Source organism: Agrobacterium sp. 22094, from assembly GCF_052046015.1.
GTDB lineage: Bacteria > Pseudomonadota > Alphaproteobacteria > Rhizobiales > Rhizobiaceae > Agrobacterium > Agrobacterium cavarae.
Genome location: NZ_JBQEPX010000002.1, coordinates 475773 through 489113, shown reverse-complemented (window position 1 = coordinate 489113; position 13341 = coordinate 475773). Strand labels below are relative to the sequence as shown.

At 57.3% G+C, this 13341-nt stretch carries 12 protein-coding genes; 8 read left to right on the top strand and 4 right to left on the bottom strand.

The features are described from left to right. The first annotated feature begins 22 nt into the window (after window positions 1–22). Window positions 23–1210, top strand: a complete 1188-nt coding sequence (locus ACTJK5_RS14670; RefSeq protein ID WP_440612782.1) for a Gfo/Idh/MocA family protein — start codon at window positions 23–25, stop codon at window positions 1208–1210. A gap of 61 nt (window positions 1211–1271) precedes the next feature. Here ACTJK5_RS14670 and ACTJK5_RS14665 read toward each other — a convergent pair whose 3' ends face one another. Next, window positions 1272–1469, bottom strand: a complete 198-nt coding sequence (locus ACTJK5_RS14665) for a hypothetical protein (protein ID WP_062441777.1) — start codon at window positions 1467–1469, stop codon at window positions 1272–1274. 311 nt (window positions 1470–1780) lie between these two features. On the opposite strand from ACTJK5_RS14665, the gene ACTJK5_RS14660 reads away from it, so the two are divergent. After that, complete coding sequence (locus ACTJK5_RS14660; protein WP_112358123.1) at window positions 1781–2410, top strand: outer membrane protein; 630 nt, start codon at window positions 1781–1783, stop codon at window positions 2408–2410. A gap of 64 nt (window positions 2411–2474) precedes the next feature. On the opposite strand, the gene ACTJK5_RS14655 is transcribed toward ACTJK5_RS14660, so the two are convergent. Then, window positions 2475–2789, bottom strand: a complete 315-nt coding sequence (locus ACTJK5_RS14655; protein ID WP_440612781.1) for a BA14K family protein — start codon at window positions 2787–2789, stop codon at window positions 2475–2477. Between the two features lie 363 nt (window positions 2790–3152). On the opposite strand from ACTJK5_RS14655, the gene ACTJK5_RS14650 reads away from it, so the two are divergent. The 5 genes from ACTJK5_RS14650 to ACTJK5_RS14630 all read left to right on the top strand — a co-directional run bounded on the left by ACTJK5_RS14650 (window position 3153) and on the right by ACTJK5_RS14630 (window position 9177). Beyond that, the gene (locus ACTJK5_RS14650) at window positions 3153–4703 is read left to right on the top strand and encodes a cryptochrome/photolyase family protein (protein ID WP_440612780.1); all 1551 of its coding nucleotides are present in this window, start codon (window positions 3153–3155) and stop codon (window positions 4701–4703) included. Window positions 4704–4715: 12 nt separating this feature from the next. Then, window positions 4716–5408, top strand: a complete 693-nt coding sequence (locus tag ACTJK5_RS14645) for an SDR family NAD(P)-dependent oxidoreductase (protein WP_440612779.1) — start codon at window positions 4716–4718, stop codon at window positions 5406–5408. Window positions 5409–5571: 163 nt separating this feature from the next. Then, entirely contained in the window at window positions 5572–5853 is a 282-nt protein-coding gene (locus ACTJK5_RS14640; protein WP_440612778.1) for a hypothetical protein, read from the top strand. Window positions 5854–6010: 157 nt separating this feature from the next. After that, complete coding sequence (locus tag ACTJK5_RS14635; RefSeq protein ID WP_440612777.1) at window positions 6011–7012, top strand: glycosyltransferase family 2 protein; 1002 nt, start codon at window positions 6011–6013, stop codon at window positions 7010–7012. Next, window positions 7012–9177 carry a glycoside hydrolase gene (locus ACTJK5_RS14630; RefSeq protein ID WP_440612776.1) on the top strand — a complete coding sequence of 722 codons (2166 nt, stop codon included), beginning with the start codon at window positions 7012–7014 and terminating at the stop codon, window positions 9175–9177. Before ACTJK5_RS14635 ends, ACTJK5_RS14630 begins: the two co-directional genes overlap by 1 nt. A 180-nt stretch (window positions 9178–9357) precedes the next feature. Here ACTJK5_RS14630 and ACTJK5_RS14625 read toward each other — a convergent pair whose 3' ends face one another. Next, window positions 9358–10443, bottom strand: a complete 1086-nt coding sequence (locus ACTJK5_RS14625; protein WP_440612775.1) for a hypothetical protein — start codon at window positions 10441–10443, stop codon at window positions 9358–9360. Beyond that, a complete protein-coding gene (locus tag ACTJK5_RS14620; RefSeq protein ID WP_112519589.1) occupies window positions 10440–11729 on the bottom strand; it encodes a lipopolysaccharide biosynthesis protein in 1290 nt (429 codons plus the stop codon). The genes ACTJK5_RS14625 and ACTJK5_RS14620 overlap by 4 nt, the downstream gene beginning before the upstream one ends. Before the next feature lie 119 nt (window positions 11730–11848). On the opposite strand from ACTJK5_RS14620, the gene ACTJK5_RS14615 reads away from it, so the two are divergent. Continuing rightward, the gene (locus ACTJK5_RS14615; RefSeq protein WP_112519590.1) at window positions 11849–13318 is read left to right on the top strand and encodes a GumC family protein; all 1470 of its coding nucleotides are present in this window, start codon (window positions 11849–11851) and stop codon (window positions 13316–13318) included. Window positions 13319–13341: the final 23 nt, after the last annotated feature.

Sequence of the window (13341 nt, the reverse complement as noted above, 5' to 3'; positions counted from 1 at the left end):
ACGATTGCGAGGACTGAAAACTATGGCAATTGAAGGAAAGACTACCGACAAGGCGTCCAAGCGTATTCGCCTCGGTATGGTCGGCGGTGGCAGCGGCGCGTTCATCGGCGGCGTTCACCGCATGGCGGCGCGTCTCGACAACCGCTTCGAATTGGTGGCGGGCGCATTGTCGTCCACGCCGGAGAAGTCAAAGGCGTCCGGTCTGGAGCTGGGGCTCGATGAGGACCGCTGCTACGGCTCCTATGAGGAAATGGCGGAAAAGGAATCGGCACGCGAAGATGGCATCGACGCCGTCGCAATCGTCACGCCGAACCATGTTCACTATCCCGCGGCAAAGGCCTTTCTGGAGCGCGGTATCCACGTCATTTGCGACAAGCCGCTGACTTCCAACCTCGAAGATGCCAAGAAGCTGAAAGAGGTTGCCGACAAGGCGGATGCGCTGTTCGTGCTCACCCACAATTATACCGGCTACCCCATGGTCCGCCATGCACGAGAGCTGGTGGAAAGTGGCGTGCTCGGCAATATTCGTCTGGTTCAGATGGAATATCCGCAGGATTGGCTGGCCGAGCCGATCGAACAGACCGGCGCCAAGCAGGCGGTCTGGAGAACGGACCCCGCGCAGTCGGGTGCAGGCGGCTCGACCGGTGACATCGGCACCCATGCCTACAATCTCGGCTGCTTCATTTCGGGTTTGGAGTTGGATGAGCTTGCGGCGGACGTGCACACCTTTGTCGAAGGGCGGCGCCTGGATGACAACGCCCACGTCATGCTGCGCTTCAAGGCGAAAGACGGAAAGCAGGCGGCCAAGGGTCTTTTGTGGTGCAGCCAGGTCGCCGTTGGCCATGAGAACGGCTTAAAGGTGCGCGTCTATGGCACCAAGGCGGGGCTGGAATGGACGCAGGCGGACCCGAACTATCTGTGGTTCACCAAGCTTGGAGAGCCAAAGCAACTGATCACCCGTGGTGGTGCCGGTGCCGGTGATGCGGCGTCACGCGTGACGCGCATCCCTTCGGGCCACCCTGAAGGTTATCTCGAAGCCTTCGCGACGATCTATTCGGAAGCGGCCAATGCCATCGATGCGCGCCGCAACGGTTCTGAGCTCGACAAGGCCGTCATCTACCCAACCGTGGATGATGGTGTGAAAGGCGTTGCCTTCGTCGAGGCATGCATTCGCTCGTCCAAGGACAACGGCAACTGGGTCAAGCTCTAAGACAAACAAACCGCCGTGCGATTGTCTCGCACGGCGGTTTGGTGAATTCCTATAACAGCTTTCAGGCTGCGCCCGCGGGATCGCCGATCGGCAGAAGTGCGGGATTGAGTGTCGGATCGTTCGGGTTTTTCGTATCGCCCGGATCCTTCACCGGCGGCACCGGTGGCTTTTCCTGAACTCGGTCCGGGATGCCCGGTGTCGATGTCGGACCACGCGGGCTGTCGATCGTGGACTCGTCCAATGGATCACGGTTTGGCATGGTGAGCCTCCTTTGTTCGTTGTTCGCCAGGTAAACAGAAGGGCGCTCTATTGGTTCCCAACTTGCTTCCGACGTCCGGCTCTCTGCACCCGGCACTTAAGCATCAGATCGCGAATAGCGATCGCAACTTTTCGTTAACCTCCTGTTATCCATGCCGTTAAAGTTTTAGCTAAATTCTAACCAAGTTTCTTTTTCCGCCATACCTTCGCGCTTATGTTGACCATAACAGCAATCAGACAGGCACTGTCTTTGGTGGCTTTCGGAATGACGTCTCCCGCGGGGAGACTTAAGGACTTGGTATGGAGTTGATGATGTCCAATAAATTCAGATCTTACGCTGTTGCCGTTGCGGCAATGGTGGCTGCCAGCCCGGTTGTTGCTGCAGACCTCACCTCGTCCTACGAGGCGCCACCGGCCTATAACGAGCCTGCGAGCTCTTCCTGGACGGGTGCTTATGCCGGTGGCCATATTGGCGCTGCGATGCCAAGCGCAAACCCTTTCCGAGATGGCAAGGGCTTGGCGCTGGGCGTTCAGGGCGGCTACAATTATGATCTCGGCGGTGCCGTCGTTGGTGGCGAACTCGAAGCAACCCATCTCGGCGATACCCGCGTCTCCGTTCCGAACGGAAATCTGCGCGAGCGCTGGCGCGTCGCGGCAAAGGCCAAGGCTGGCGTCAAGATGGACGAAACTCTCATCTACGGCACGGCTGGTCTGACGGTTACGAGCCTTCGCGATGGCGATAATGTCGTCGGCCCTGATGGCATGAAGGAAGGCTATCTGCTTGGTGCTGGTATCGAGCACAAGTTCAATCAGCAGATTTCGGGCAAGGTCGAGTACAACTATGTTGCGACCAACGATGTTCGGACATTCTCTGGCGGCACCACATCGCGGACTGATATCAGCGACAACGTCGTCAAGGGTGGTTTGAACTATCACTTCTGACATGTTTGGCAGGATTTGAAACTGCCAACGCGATTATTGGAAGGCGGGCAACACGGAGCCCGCCTTACTTGGAGCGGCATTCCGTACGCGCACCAGAAGCGTTAGCAAAGGTATTGTCCGATGCGTGATAGGATGGGTAGCGTGTTGCGCACCAACGAATGTGTTGAACTTCGTCCGCCGAAAGCAGAAGATCGCCGCTGCCCTTCGTTGCGCCGCCATTGCTAAATGCCGAGACGGAAGCGTTCGTGGCCTCTTCGGCAGAAGCTTCGTTTACATAGGCGGGGTTAATGACGCTCAGGGCGAACGATGGGCCGCTTGCAGCGCACAGGAAGGCTGCTGCTAAAAAAATTACGGATTTTGCTTTTCCTGATCTTGACATTTTGGAACTTCCTTTTCCGTATTGTGGAAAAGCAACGTGGCGAGACTGTCTTTGGTTCCCCTTATTAACGAAGTCTTAGATTTATCGTGCCGATGATCGCCGATAGCCGGTGCGCGAAGCCCCACTGATTCGCGCTGCGTACGTCCTCGTCCGTCTCGCTACGGCCCCGACCCTTCCTGAACGACATCAGCTCAGCATCGCCCTTACGCGTGCGCCTTGTTACACCCACACATGCTTTGCGATCTTCTGGGGCAGACAAGATGCAATACTGGCAGCGATCGCCGACATCCTCGTCGCCCATAAAAAGACGTCGATGGCGGTTCCCGTCTGGAACGGCAGGCGGCACCTTGGCGTTTTGCGGCGATGAAACAGCGCTGCCGCAATCTCATCTTCATCCTTGGCGATCAATTGTCCCACTCCGTCTCAAGCCTGGAGGGTGCCGATCCGGATCAGGACATGATCCTGATGTGCGAGGTGCAGGAAGAGACGACCTATGTGCGCCATCACTGCAAGAAGATCATCCTGATCCTTTCGGCCATGCGCCACTTCGCCGAAGATTTGCGCGGCAAGGGGTTCGTCGTTCGCTACACCGAGCTGGATGATAAGGCGAACACGGGCAGCTTCACCGAAGAGCTGAAGCGCGCCGTTAAAGAGATCAAGCCGGAGAAGGTCATCGTCACCGAGCCGGGCGAATTTCGGGTTTTGCAGGCGATGTCTGGCTGGGAGAAGTCCCTCAACATTCCCGTGGACATACGGGCCGACAGCCGTTTCCTTTGTTCGAAGGATGAGTTCGGTGCGTGGGTTGAGGGGCGGCGCGAGCTGAGAATGGAGTTCTTCTATCGCGACATGCGGCGAAAGACTGGACTTCTCATGGAGGATGACAAGCCCATAGGCGGGCGCTGGAACTTCGATGCCGAAAACCGCAAGCCGGCAAAGCCCGATCTCTTTCGCGCCTCTCATCCGCAGTTTACGCCCGACAAGACGACGCGCGACGTGATGAAATTGATCGATGAACGTTTTGCCGAGCATATGGGGGAGTCGAAGGGCTTTGTATTTGCGGTCACGCAGAAGGATGCGGAGCAGGCAGCAGATGCATTCATCGAGCACTTCCTGCCGAGCTTTGGTGAGACGCAGGATGCCATGCTCTCCAGCGACCCGTTCCTCAATCATTCGCTTCTGTCCTTTTACATCAATCTGGGCCTTCTTGATCCGCTCGACATCTGCCGAAGGGCAGAACGCGCCTATCTGGAAGGCGATGCGCCGATCAACGCTGTCGAGGGCTTCATTCGCCAGATCATTGGCTGGCGGGAATATATGCGTGGTATCTACTGGCACTTCATGCCGGACTATGCGGATCGCAACTTCTTTGACGCGTCGCGACCGCTTCCATCCTTTTTCTGGGACGGCAAGACCGAGATGAACTGCCTTTCAACCGTCATTGGTGAAACTATTGATCACGCCTATGCCCATCACATTCAGCGGCTGATGATCACCGGCAATTTTGCGCTTCTCGCGGGCCTCGATCCTTATGCCGTGCATGAATGGTATCTTGAGGTCTACGCCGATGCCTTCGAATGGGTGGAGATGCCGAATGTTATCGGCATGAGCCAGTTCGCCGATGGCGGATTGCTTGGATCCAAACCCTATGCGGCAAGTGGTGTTTATATTTCGCGCATGTCGGACTATTGCGAAAACTGCCGCTACGATGTGCGCAAGAAGACCGAGGAGGGAGCCTGTCCCTTCAATTCACTGTACTGGGATTTCCTTGATCGGAACAGAAAGAAGCTCGACGGCAACCGCCGTCTGGCCCAGCCTTACGCGACCTGGGGCCGGATGAGGGACGAACAGCGCAAGGATTATAAAAATGCCGCGCGCCAGTTTCTGAAAAAGCTCGATGATGCAGAGCCTGTTTAGGAGTATCTCGTGATGATGACGTCACTCGCAGACGGATATCGCGCGCTCGTCATCGGCTCTAGCGGTGGCATCGGCTCGGCAGTTGCGAGATTGCTCCAGACGGACGAGCGGTGCGCAGAGGTCGTCGGGCTTTCACGTTCCACCGACGGACTGGATATTACCGACGAGGCGAGCGTTCACGACGTCCTCGGAAGACTTGACGGAGAGTTTCAGCTCATCTTCTGCGCCACCGGTGCGCTGACGATCGACGGCGTTGGCCCGGAAAAGGCGCTGAAGCAGCTTTCTGCCGACTCGATGATGAAGCAATTTGCGCTGAATGCGCTCGGCCCCGCGCTGGTGTTGAAACATGTCGCGGCGAAACTGCCGAGGCGAGACCGCGGGCTGATGGCGTTTCTGTCGGCGAGGGTCGGTTCTATCGGTGACAATCATCTCGGCGGATGGGTATCCTACCGCGCCTCGAAGGCGGCGTTGAACCAGATCGTCCGAACCGCTTCCGTCGAACTTGGCCGCACTCACCCGCAGTCGGTCTTGGCAGCACTGCATCCTGGCACCGTGGCAACCTCGCTCAGTGATGACTATGCGGGTGGCCGCGATCGGTTTCGACCGGAAGAGAGCGCGACCAAGATGCTCTCCGTTCTGGATAGACTTCAGCCGGCGCAGAGCGGAAGCTTCCATGCCTATGACGGTTCGAGCATCGAATGGTAGGCCGTGCGAAGGTTGAGGCCATGCGCGGACGGCATCGCTGTCATGACTTGCTTCGCCGGTCCCGCAACCCTATCTCTGTTTCAATAATCCGATCAAACAATGCGTATTGCTTAAGCATCTGCAACGGCAGGTGCGGAGCAAAGACGCGCGCGGAGGTAAATCGATGCAATCAGCACCCAAAAGCTTACCGGAGATGAATCTCGGCGAGCGGCACGCCATGATGAATACTGTGAGCGAAGCGCTTTTCGATGCGGCCGAACATGCTTCAGAGGAGGGCGATGTGCGGCTGGCGGAAAATTTCCGCGCCATGGCTGCGATGATCGAAGGTGAAAGCGGGGAGAGGTCATCGGATAACCTCAGGCCGCTTGAGCTTATTCTGACGCAAGCACTGACACTCCTGCAGCTCTACATGGACAAGGCAACCGGAAACCGGGTGCTTCACTGAGCGGATTTCACCGCGCCCGCTAATCCGATAGTTGCCAGACTCTCAACAACCGCATAGACCTCTGCTGTGGCGTTAAGCATATAAGAAATTCTGCATACAGCTTCGTGCCGAAACCTGTATTCTTCCCTCAGTAGACTGACATGTAACGGATGCGGCTGTGAAACTATCGGTCATTCTGAAGACGCTGAACGAAGAAAACCGGATCGGCGCGGCCATCGAAAGCGTGATCGCTGCTTTGAAGGCCGTGCCTGATATCGAAAGCGAAATCATCGTTGCCGATAGCGGTTCGAAGGATCGAACAGTAGAGATTGCTTCTCGATATCCTGTCATCATCGCCCAGATTCAAGCGCCCGCCAAAGCCAGTTGCGGCGTTGGTCCCCAGCTCGGATTTCAATACAGCAAGGGGGAATTCATCGCCTTGATTGACGGCGATATGCTTCTTGATCCGACGTTTCTGCCCGAAGCCTTCGACTATCTCGACCAGCATCCCCGCATTGCCGGCGTCAGTGGCGATATCAACGAGGTCAATCTCGATAATCTGGAATTTACCCGCCGGGTGCAGCGAATTGCCTCGCAGGTCAAGCATGGCGTTCGCGATCGTCTGAACGGTGGCGGCGTTTATCGTCGCGCCGCAATCGAAGAAGCGGGATATTTCTCCGACCGCAATCTTCACGCATTCGAGGAATTCGATCTGGCTCAACGTCTTCGGCTGCGCGGCTGGACGCTTTACCGGCTGGACCGGCGCTATGTCGATCACTTCGGCCATAACATCAATTCCTATGTGCTGCTGACACGGCGCTGGTCTTCGAAATATCTGCTCGGCACAGGAGAGCTTTTACGCGCGGGCTGGCAGCAGGGGCGGTTGAAGCAGGTCGTTCAAGAGAATCCGGAGATCAAGCTTTGGCTTGGCGTCTATGCCTGGTGGGCAATTCTGCTTTTCTGTCTGATCGGCAGCCTCTTTCATCCCATCGGACTGATTGCCTTTGTCGCCTTGCTGGTGCTGCCGGTCGTGGCGATGTCGATCAAGAAAAAAAGTCTGGAGCTTGGCCTTTACGCCATCGTGGCCTGGTGCTTTCATGCGGCAGCACTTCCGTTCGGTATCCTATCGCGACGGAAAGATCCCGGAAGTTGGATTGAAAGTAAGTTGTTGAAGCCCTGATGAAAAAAGCCCTTCTTTGGATACTGGCCGTTTCTTTCGCATTGATCCGGCCAGTCTATGCCGAAGAGTGGCTCCCCGTCAGGGAAAAGTCGCTTGAAGTTCAGGCGGGAAGCCCGCTCGATTTTTCTGGAATTCTTCCAGAGATGAAGATCGACGAGAATACACGGGTCGTCGTCACACCCGCTGGCAAGCTCGCGATAGCCAATGACGCCGCCAAGCCGCAGCGTCTCCTGTGTGCGTCTCTTGCGCTAAGCCCGGCGTCTGGCGGGTTTCCGGATCACGATGCTGCCGACCGCTATGCCCTGCAGCTCAAAAGGCACGGCTACAACATCGCCCGTTTCCATTATGTCGACGCCGCGTTGATGGCGGACCGCGCCAAGGATTTCGATTTCGACCCGCAGGTGCTGGATCGCGTCCATTATTTCATGGCTGCGCTGAAGCGAAACGGCATCTACTGGATCATGGATGGATTGAGTTCCACGCGCGGAGCCTATGGCGGCTATGAGGACCGATGGGATCTCAAGGGCGACCTCAAGGTTGATGCGCAGATTACGGATGCAGGCTTTGATCACTGGCTGAAGTTTCAGCAGGCCTTCCTCGGCAAGGTCAATCCCTATACTGGCATTGCGCCCGTTCGCGATCCGGCACTCGTCGCCATTGTTCCCTTCAACGAAAACGGCCTGGAATTCGATTCCATGGTGCAAGAGGGGGTGCGAGGCAGCGTTTTTCAAAAGCAGCTGCAACCGCTCTTCAATGACTGGCTTTTGAAGAAATACGGCAGTGACGATGCGTTAAAGCAGAAGTGGGGTTGGTGGACGAAGGAAGGCAGTCTTGAGGATCGTTCTGTTGCTTTGCCAACCAACCGCAATGAGGGCAGCGAGCGGATGCGCGACCTGCAATCCTTCTTCATCGACGTGGAGCAGAACGCCACCCGCCGCATGACCAAGGCGCTTCGCGATCTTGGCTTCCGCGGTATCGTCTTGCCTTACAACAACTGGCCGACGATCCAGACCGGCATTAGCCGCAGCATCCAGGATGCGGTGGCGATGAACACCTATCATGACTGGGTCGGCTCCTATGAGCCGGGCACCAGCATCGAGGGGAAGAGTTCGCTGGAAGACGGGCTGCGCTACTTGAGAACCGTGGGTGCTGCACGCTGGCTTGGGCGACCCTTCGTCATCACGGAATATGATCATCTCTTCTGGAACCCCTATCGCTACGAGGCAGGTCTTGCGGCACCCGCTTTTGCTGCCCTACAGGGTTGGGACGTCTTGTGCCGCCACGCGCACGGCCCGATCGTTTTGGCCTATGGCGAGGACTTCCGGTTCAAGAAGCAGATTCTGCCCTACGCGATCGCACTCGACCCGGTAGCACGCGCGGGTGAAACGCTGGCTGCGCTCGTCTTTCGCCGTGGCGATGCCAAGAGCACGTCGCTCGATATCCCTTTCCTCGTCGATGGGCAAAAGGGTCTGCCGCAAGGCGTCAACGACATGGAGCCTGAGCTTCTCACACGCCTCGGTCTTGTCGGGGCCATTGGCCTCCAATCTGTGACCGATGCCAAGCCTGGTGTGATTGCGGTCGCTCCTCAGCGTGAGGGGGAGACCCCGATGGCGATCGTGGCAAAGCTAAAAGATGCTGGTCGCGTCGATCCGTCTGCGCCAGCCGATCTCGATAGTGGTAAAGTCGTGAGCCAGACCGGCGAACTGCAACTGGACGCCGGAGCCAAGGCCCTCGCCTTGAGAACGCCGATGACCCAGGCGCTCGCTTTCGACAAGGTCGGGGATGGCGTCGAGCTTGGTGCTTTCAGCGTGAAGCAGGCGGATGGACGGGGATTGCTATCGCTGTCGTCGCTGGATGGAGCGCCGCTGAAAGACAGCAAGCGGCAGCTCTTGATCCTGGCCTCGGATGCCCGCAATTCCGGGATGCGCTTTCGCGACGCGGATCAGCGCGTCATCGAAGATTTCGGCCATCTGCCGGTTCTCATCAGGCGCATGGAGGTGGGTCTCCGCTTTGAGACCGCCGGGACCTTCAAGATTTCTCCTGTCGGGCTGGACGGCCGTGTCCGTGCACCTGTCGCAACCGTCAAGAGCGGTAACATCGTGCGTTTGTCGAACGACACGCCCGGCGGTCCGACAACCTACTTCCTGGTGGAACGGACCCAATAAAGGCGGCACGATCTCTGAAATCTGCTCCTTGCGCATCAGGCGACTGTTGCCGCGCCGGTCATGGCCGCAAAACCGCGCCGTATGCTAAAGCATCGAGCTGAAAATCAGGGTCGATTTTCGGAAAACACGATGCGCCAATTTGAGGCGTTATCGCGCCCTTTGTGCACTCGAAAGGACGCTCTAGTAAAAGTCGCGCGTCAGACGTGTCCAGCCTTCGCCACCGAGACCGCCGAAATAGGCCCGGCCATTTTCCATCGCCTCCTTGAACAAGGTAGAGCGGGAGGTTGCGGAGATGCCGGTGAAGTAGCGATACCAGATGCGGCTGTAGCGGGAGAGTGACCTAATCATCTCGGGTCTGGCCTGGGAGCAGGCATAGGTGAAGCCGGACCGTTGGAGTGCGAGAAAGGTGGCATCGACAACGGCATCCTGAGCCTTGTCTTCGTAAAGAAGATCAAGGATATGCGCAGAGCCACCCATTTCACCTACACATGAGAAAACGCCAACGACAGTGCCGTTCTTGTCCTTGACCTGCGCCAGCATCAGCTTGCCGCGCCCGTCCTCTCCCTCCGAGGCGTTGACGGCCCAGGTGACGTAGCGCTCGTCATAAACCGGTGCGACCACATACCGTGCCAGATAACGGTTCGCATATTCGGCAAAGACGGCAGGGGTTGCCTCCACCACACTGTATCCGTCCGCCGTCGTCACGTTAGCAAGACGATTGTCAGGAAGCTGACCGCGGCTGATGAGGCGTGGAAAGCGGTCGAACAGTTTCATTCTCAGGAAATTGATAAGCGCCGGGACTGGTTTGAACATTTTGTACCAGCGCAGAGCCTGAACCTGGAGTTCGATGCCGCCGATCGCCTTGAAATGGGCAATGCCGATGGGGGCGCCGCTGTCAGTAAAGAGGATGCTGTCGGATTTCGGTCGGGTGCTTAAAAACACCGCTGCAGCGGCCCGCGGATTGGCATCGGGCGTCGTCGCGAAGCCGCAGGTCAGCCTCGCAATCACGGTCTCCTCACCGATACGATAGGTGAGCGGTATGATGTTCAGGAGCGTTTTCAACGCGCCAGTGTCATCGACTGACACGAGGCTCCCATTTTCGGGTGTGTAATTGGGATGCGTAAAGAGGATCTCGGACAGGTGCGCTCCCAGCGCTTTTGTCTTCGGCTTCGAACGGGATCGGAACACCGACGTAAAGAGTTCGCTCATCTGGGGAACATCGGCCAGTTCTGCGGGGCGAAGCTTTGAAGTGTTTTTTGTCGTCATAATTGAACGTCCTTGCTTGCTGCGATGGAGCGGGAGACATACGTCCGAACCACGAGCCATGAAGCGATCACGATGCTAAATTCGATAATATATGCTGAGATGAAAATTCCGTAGGGTGGCCAGAGCCATGCAGCCACGCCGATAACGAGCGCGCCGATGCCGTTGGCCAGGTTGAGTACCCAGGCGCGCGCTCCATGTTCGCCCGCCGCTCCCAGCAGATCGACCGCAACCGACCAGATCGCGATAAAGAGGATGAGTGGCGCCAGGATCCTGACAAATGTCGGCAGGGACACATATTCCGTTCCGAAGATCAGCGGCATGAGGGAGGCCGCGAAGAAGATGAAGAGGGCTGCCGCCAATCCAAGGCCGATCGCGATTGCGAGAATACGCATTGTCAGCTTGAAGGCGTGGTGGATGCCGTTCACGCTGGCCACGGCAAGGTGAGGGTAGATGAGCCGGTTCAGCGCATCGACCGCCATGTAGCTGCTATCGGTGATGCGCCTGGCGACTCCGTAGCTGCCGACCATTTCGGGGTTCGCCACCAAGCCAAGGATCAGGAGATCGACGTTCTGACGGAAGGCGCGAAAGATGAACGGGGTGGCGAAGAGAACACCGAGGCGGATTTCGGGGCGGTCCAGCCTGTAGTCCGGCCGCGCGATGCGAAAGGCAAGAAACCCGTAAAGCGCAAGCGTCAGTATGAATGAAACCATTTGCCATGTTGCCCAGCTTTCGACCGTATTGACGTCGAAGGCGATGCAGGCGAGAGCCGCAGTCAACGTTCGGATCAGCGCAAATCCCATGATCGAGGCATTGGCGGCAGCGTTTCGGCGGTGCGCCAGAAAGATGGTTTCGCCCAGCATGATCAGGCGGACCAGGACGATGTTGGTCAAAAGCAGCTGAAAGGTTATCCAGAGGTTCTCAGCTGGCGCTTCTGCGAAGCGCATGAAGTGCGGCAGCACGATCATTCCGAGAAAGATCAGAACCGCTCCGCTGATGCCGCTCAGGATAATGCTGTGGCCGAAGATGCGCGGAAAGCAGGATGGATCTTGCGGAACGCGGCGAACAAGGGATTCCGACGCGCCCATGCCGCAAAGATGGACGGCAATGTTGGTGACGGCGATCAAGGAAACGTAGCGACCGAATTCGTCAGCACCGAAAGTTCGCGCGAGTATCGCAAATGTGATGAGTTGCGCGGCATTGGCAATCAGAAGACTTGCCGAGGATGCGCTATAGGACAAGAGCATTCCAAGCAATCTGGATGTATTTCCTGGTGCGTTTCTTGCCATGTTTCATTCCATGCCGAGAAAGAGGAGGGGCGTAAACCATTTCTCAGCGGTCTGTGTGGTTTATGGGAGCTATAAGCTGAAAATGTTTCGTTTCGATTGACACAAAGGTCCGGTCGCGCATGTACGAGTATCCAAAGCAGAAGCGCGTCGAGCGCCCAACGCCGGAGCCTTTGCCGCGTCCAACCCTCGATGCAAAACCGGTCACACCTTCGGGGCCCATCATCACGCCCGGCAATATCTTTCTTTGGTTGCGCCGCGGGCTCTTCGTCATTTTGCTGTTTGCTATTGTCGGCGCTGCGGCCGGCGTCGCCTTCGGCGTTCTCGTCAAGCCGCGCTACACGGCCTCGATGGATATCCTACTGCCGCCGCCGTCCGGTCAAGTGCTTCCAAATGAATTGACGGTCCCCGCCCTTCAAAGCGAAGCTCAAATCCTGGACATGTCGAGCAAAATTCTGCTGCTCAATTCCGGCAACGTTTTGCGACGGACCGTCGAGCGCGAGCAGTTGCAGCAGCTTCCGGAGTTCAACCCTTCGCTCGAACCTGGCTTTAATCTGATGGAAGCGCTGGGTCTCTCCAGCCCTAAGCCGCCAGGCGATCAAACCTTGACAGCGATGCGAATTCTCGACAAGCGCATCAAGGTTAGCCGCCAGGGCGGGACCTATCTGGTCAACATCACCCTCTGGACACGCGATCCCGAGCGGTCGGTCAAGATACTGGCGACACTTGCCGAGTCCTTCAGGCAAGAGCTTGAGGCAGGGCGTAGCGATCTTGCAAAGAATGCGAGCGCAGCGCTAGCGACCCGCCTTGAAGAGTTGAGGGGTGCCGCGACAGAAGCAGCCAATGCGGTTGTGGAATTCCGGCAGAAAAACAATCTCCAGGATCTCGGCAGTGTGGGCTCCGTCAATGTTCAAAGCCTTTCGCAGCTGAACACGCGGTTGAACGATGCCAACTCCAGACTCCAGGACGTCAGAGAGCGCTACAAAAAGCTGAGCCAAACGTCAGCAAACGGTGTTGCCGGGACCAGTTCGCTGTCGTCACCGCTGCTCGATACGCTGCGCTCGCAATATTCGGTTCTCAAACAGCAATATGACGAGCTGGCACTGACCTACGGAGAACGCTATCCGAAGCTTGCTGCGTCCAGGGCGCAGCTGGCGACGCTTAGAAGCGAAATCGCCCGCGAGACGGACCGCGTCTTGCAAAGTGTCAAGATCGAGATGGACCAGGCGCAAAGTGCGGTCGATAGTCTTCGCAGTCAGATCAACACAGCGCAAGGCCGTGTGTCGAATGACGATGCGGCGCAAGTCGAGCTACAGGATTTGCAGAGAAATGCCGAGGCCAAGGCAGCGCTCTACGACACGTTCCTGAAGCGCGCTGGTGAAACCGGAGAGCAGGAACAGCTCAACGTTTCCAATCTCCGGATCGTCACCGAGCCGGTGCCGCCTGAAAGGCGCAACTTCCCCCCGCCGACATCATTGCTTGCGATCGGCGGCTTGATTGCAGGGCTCTTGCTTGGTGTATTTTTTGTCATCGCAGGTCGTACGCTGATTGAACTCAGGCGCAACGACTGGCGGTTCGAGCGGCTCGTGTGATGCAGGCAACCACGATCTCGCCA

What these genes read in the sequence shown, in the direction of transcription:
- ACTJK5_RS14620 (WP_112519589.1), bottom strand. Translation starts at nt 11,729, where the DNA reads ATGGCAAGAAACGCACCAGGAAATACATCCAGATTGCTTGGAATGCTC.
- ACTJK5_RS14645 (WP_440612779.1), top strand. Translation starts at nt 4,716, where the DNA reads ATGATGACGTCACTCGCAGACGGATATCGCGCGCTCGTCATCGGCTCT.
- ACTJK5_RS14660 (WP_112358123.1), top strand. Translation starts at nt 1,781, where the DNA reads ATGTCCAATAAATTCAGATCTTACGCTGTTGCCGTTGCGGCAATGGTG.
- ACTJK5_RS14625 (WP_440612775.1), bottom strand. Translation starts at nt 10,443, where the DNA reads ATGACGACAAAAAACACTTCAAAGCTTCGCCCCGCAGAACTGGCCGAT.
- ACTJK5_RS14670 (WP_440612782.1), top strand. Translation starts at nt 23, where the DNA reads ATGGCAATTGAAGGAAAGACTACCGACAAGGCGTCCAAGCGTATTCGC.
- ACTJK5_RS14650 (WP_440612780.1), top strand. Translation starts at nt 3,153, where the DNA reads ATGAAACAGCGCTGCCGCAATCTCATCTTCATCCTTGGCGATCAATTG.
- ACTJK5_RS14630 (WP_440612776.1), top strand. Translation starts at nt 7,012, where the DNA reads ATGAAAAAAGCCCTTCTTTGGATACTGGCCGTTTCTTTCGCATTGATC.
- ACTJK5_RS14665 (WP_062441777.1), bottom strand. Translation starts at nt 1,469, where the DNA reads ATGCCAAACCGTGATCCATTGGACGAGTCCACGATCGACAGCCCGCGT.
- ACTJK5_RS14655 (WP_440612781.1), bottom strand. Translation starts at nt 2,789, where the DNA reads ATGTCAAGATCAGGAAAAGCAAAATCCGTAATTTTTTTAGCAGCAGCC.
- ACTJK5_RS14640 (WP_440612778.1), top strand. Translation starts at nt 5,572, where the DNA reads ATGCAATCAGCACCCAAAAGCTTACCGGAGATGAATCTCGGCGAGCGG.
- ACTJK5_RS14615 (WP_112519590.1), top strand. Translation starts at nt 11,849, where the DNA reads ATGTACGAGTATCCAAAGCAGAAGCGCGTCGAGCGCCCAACGCCGGAG.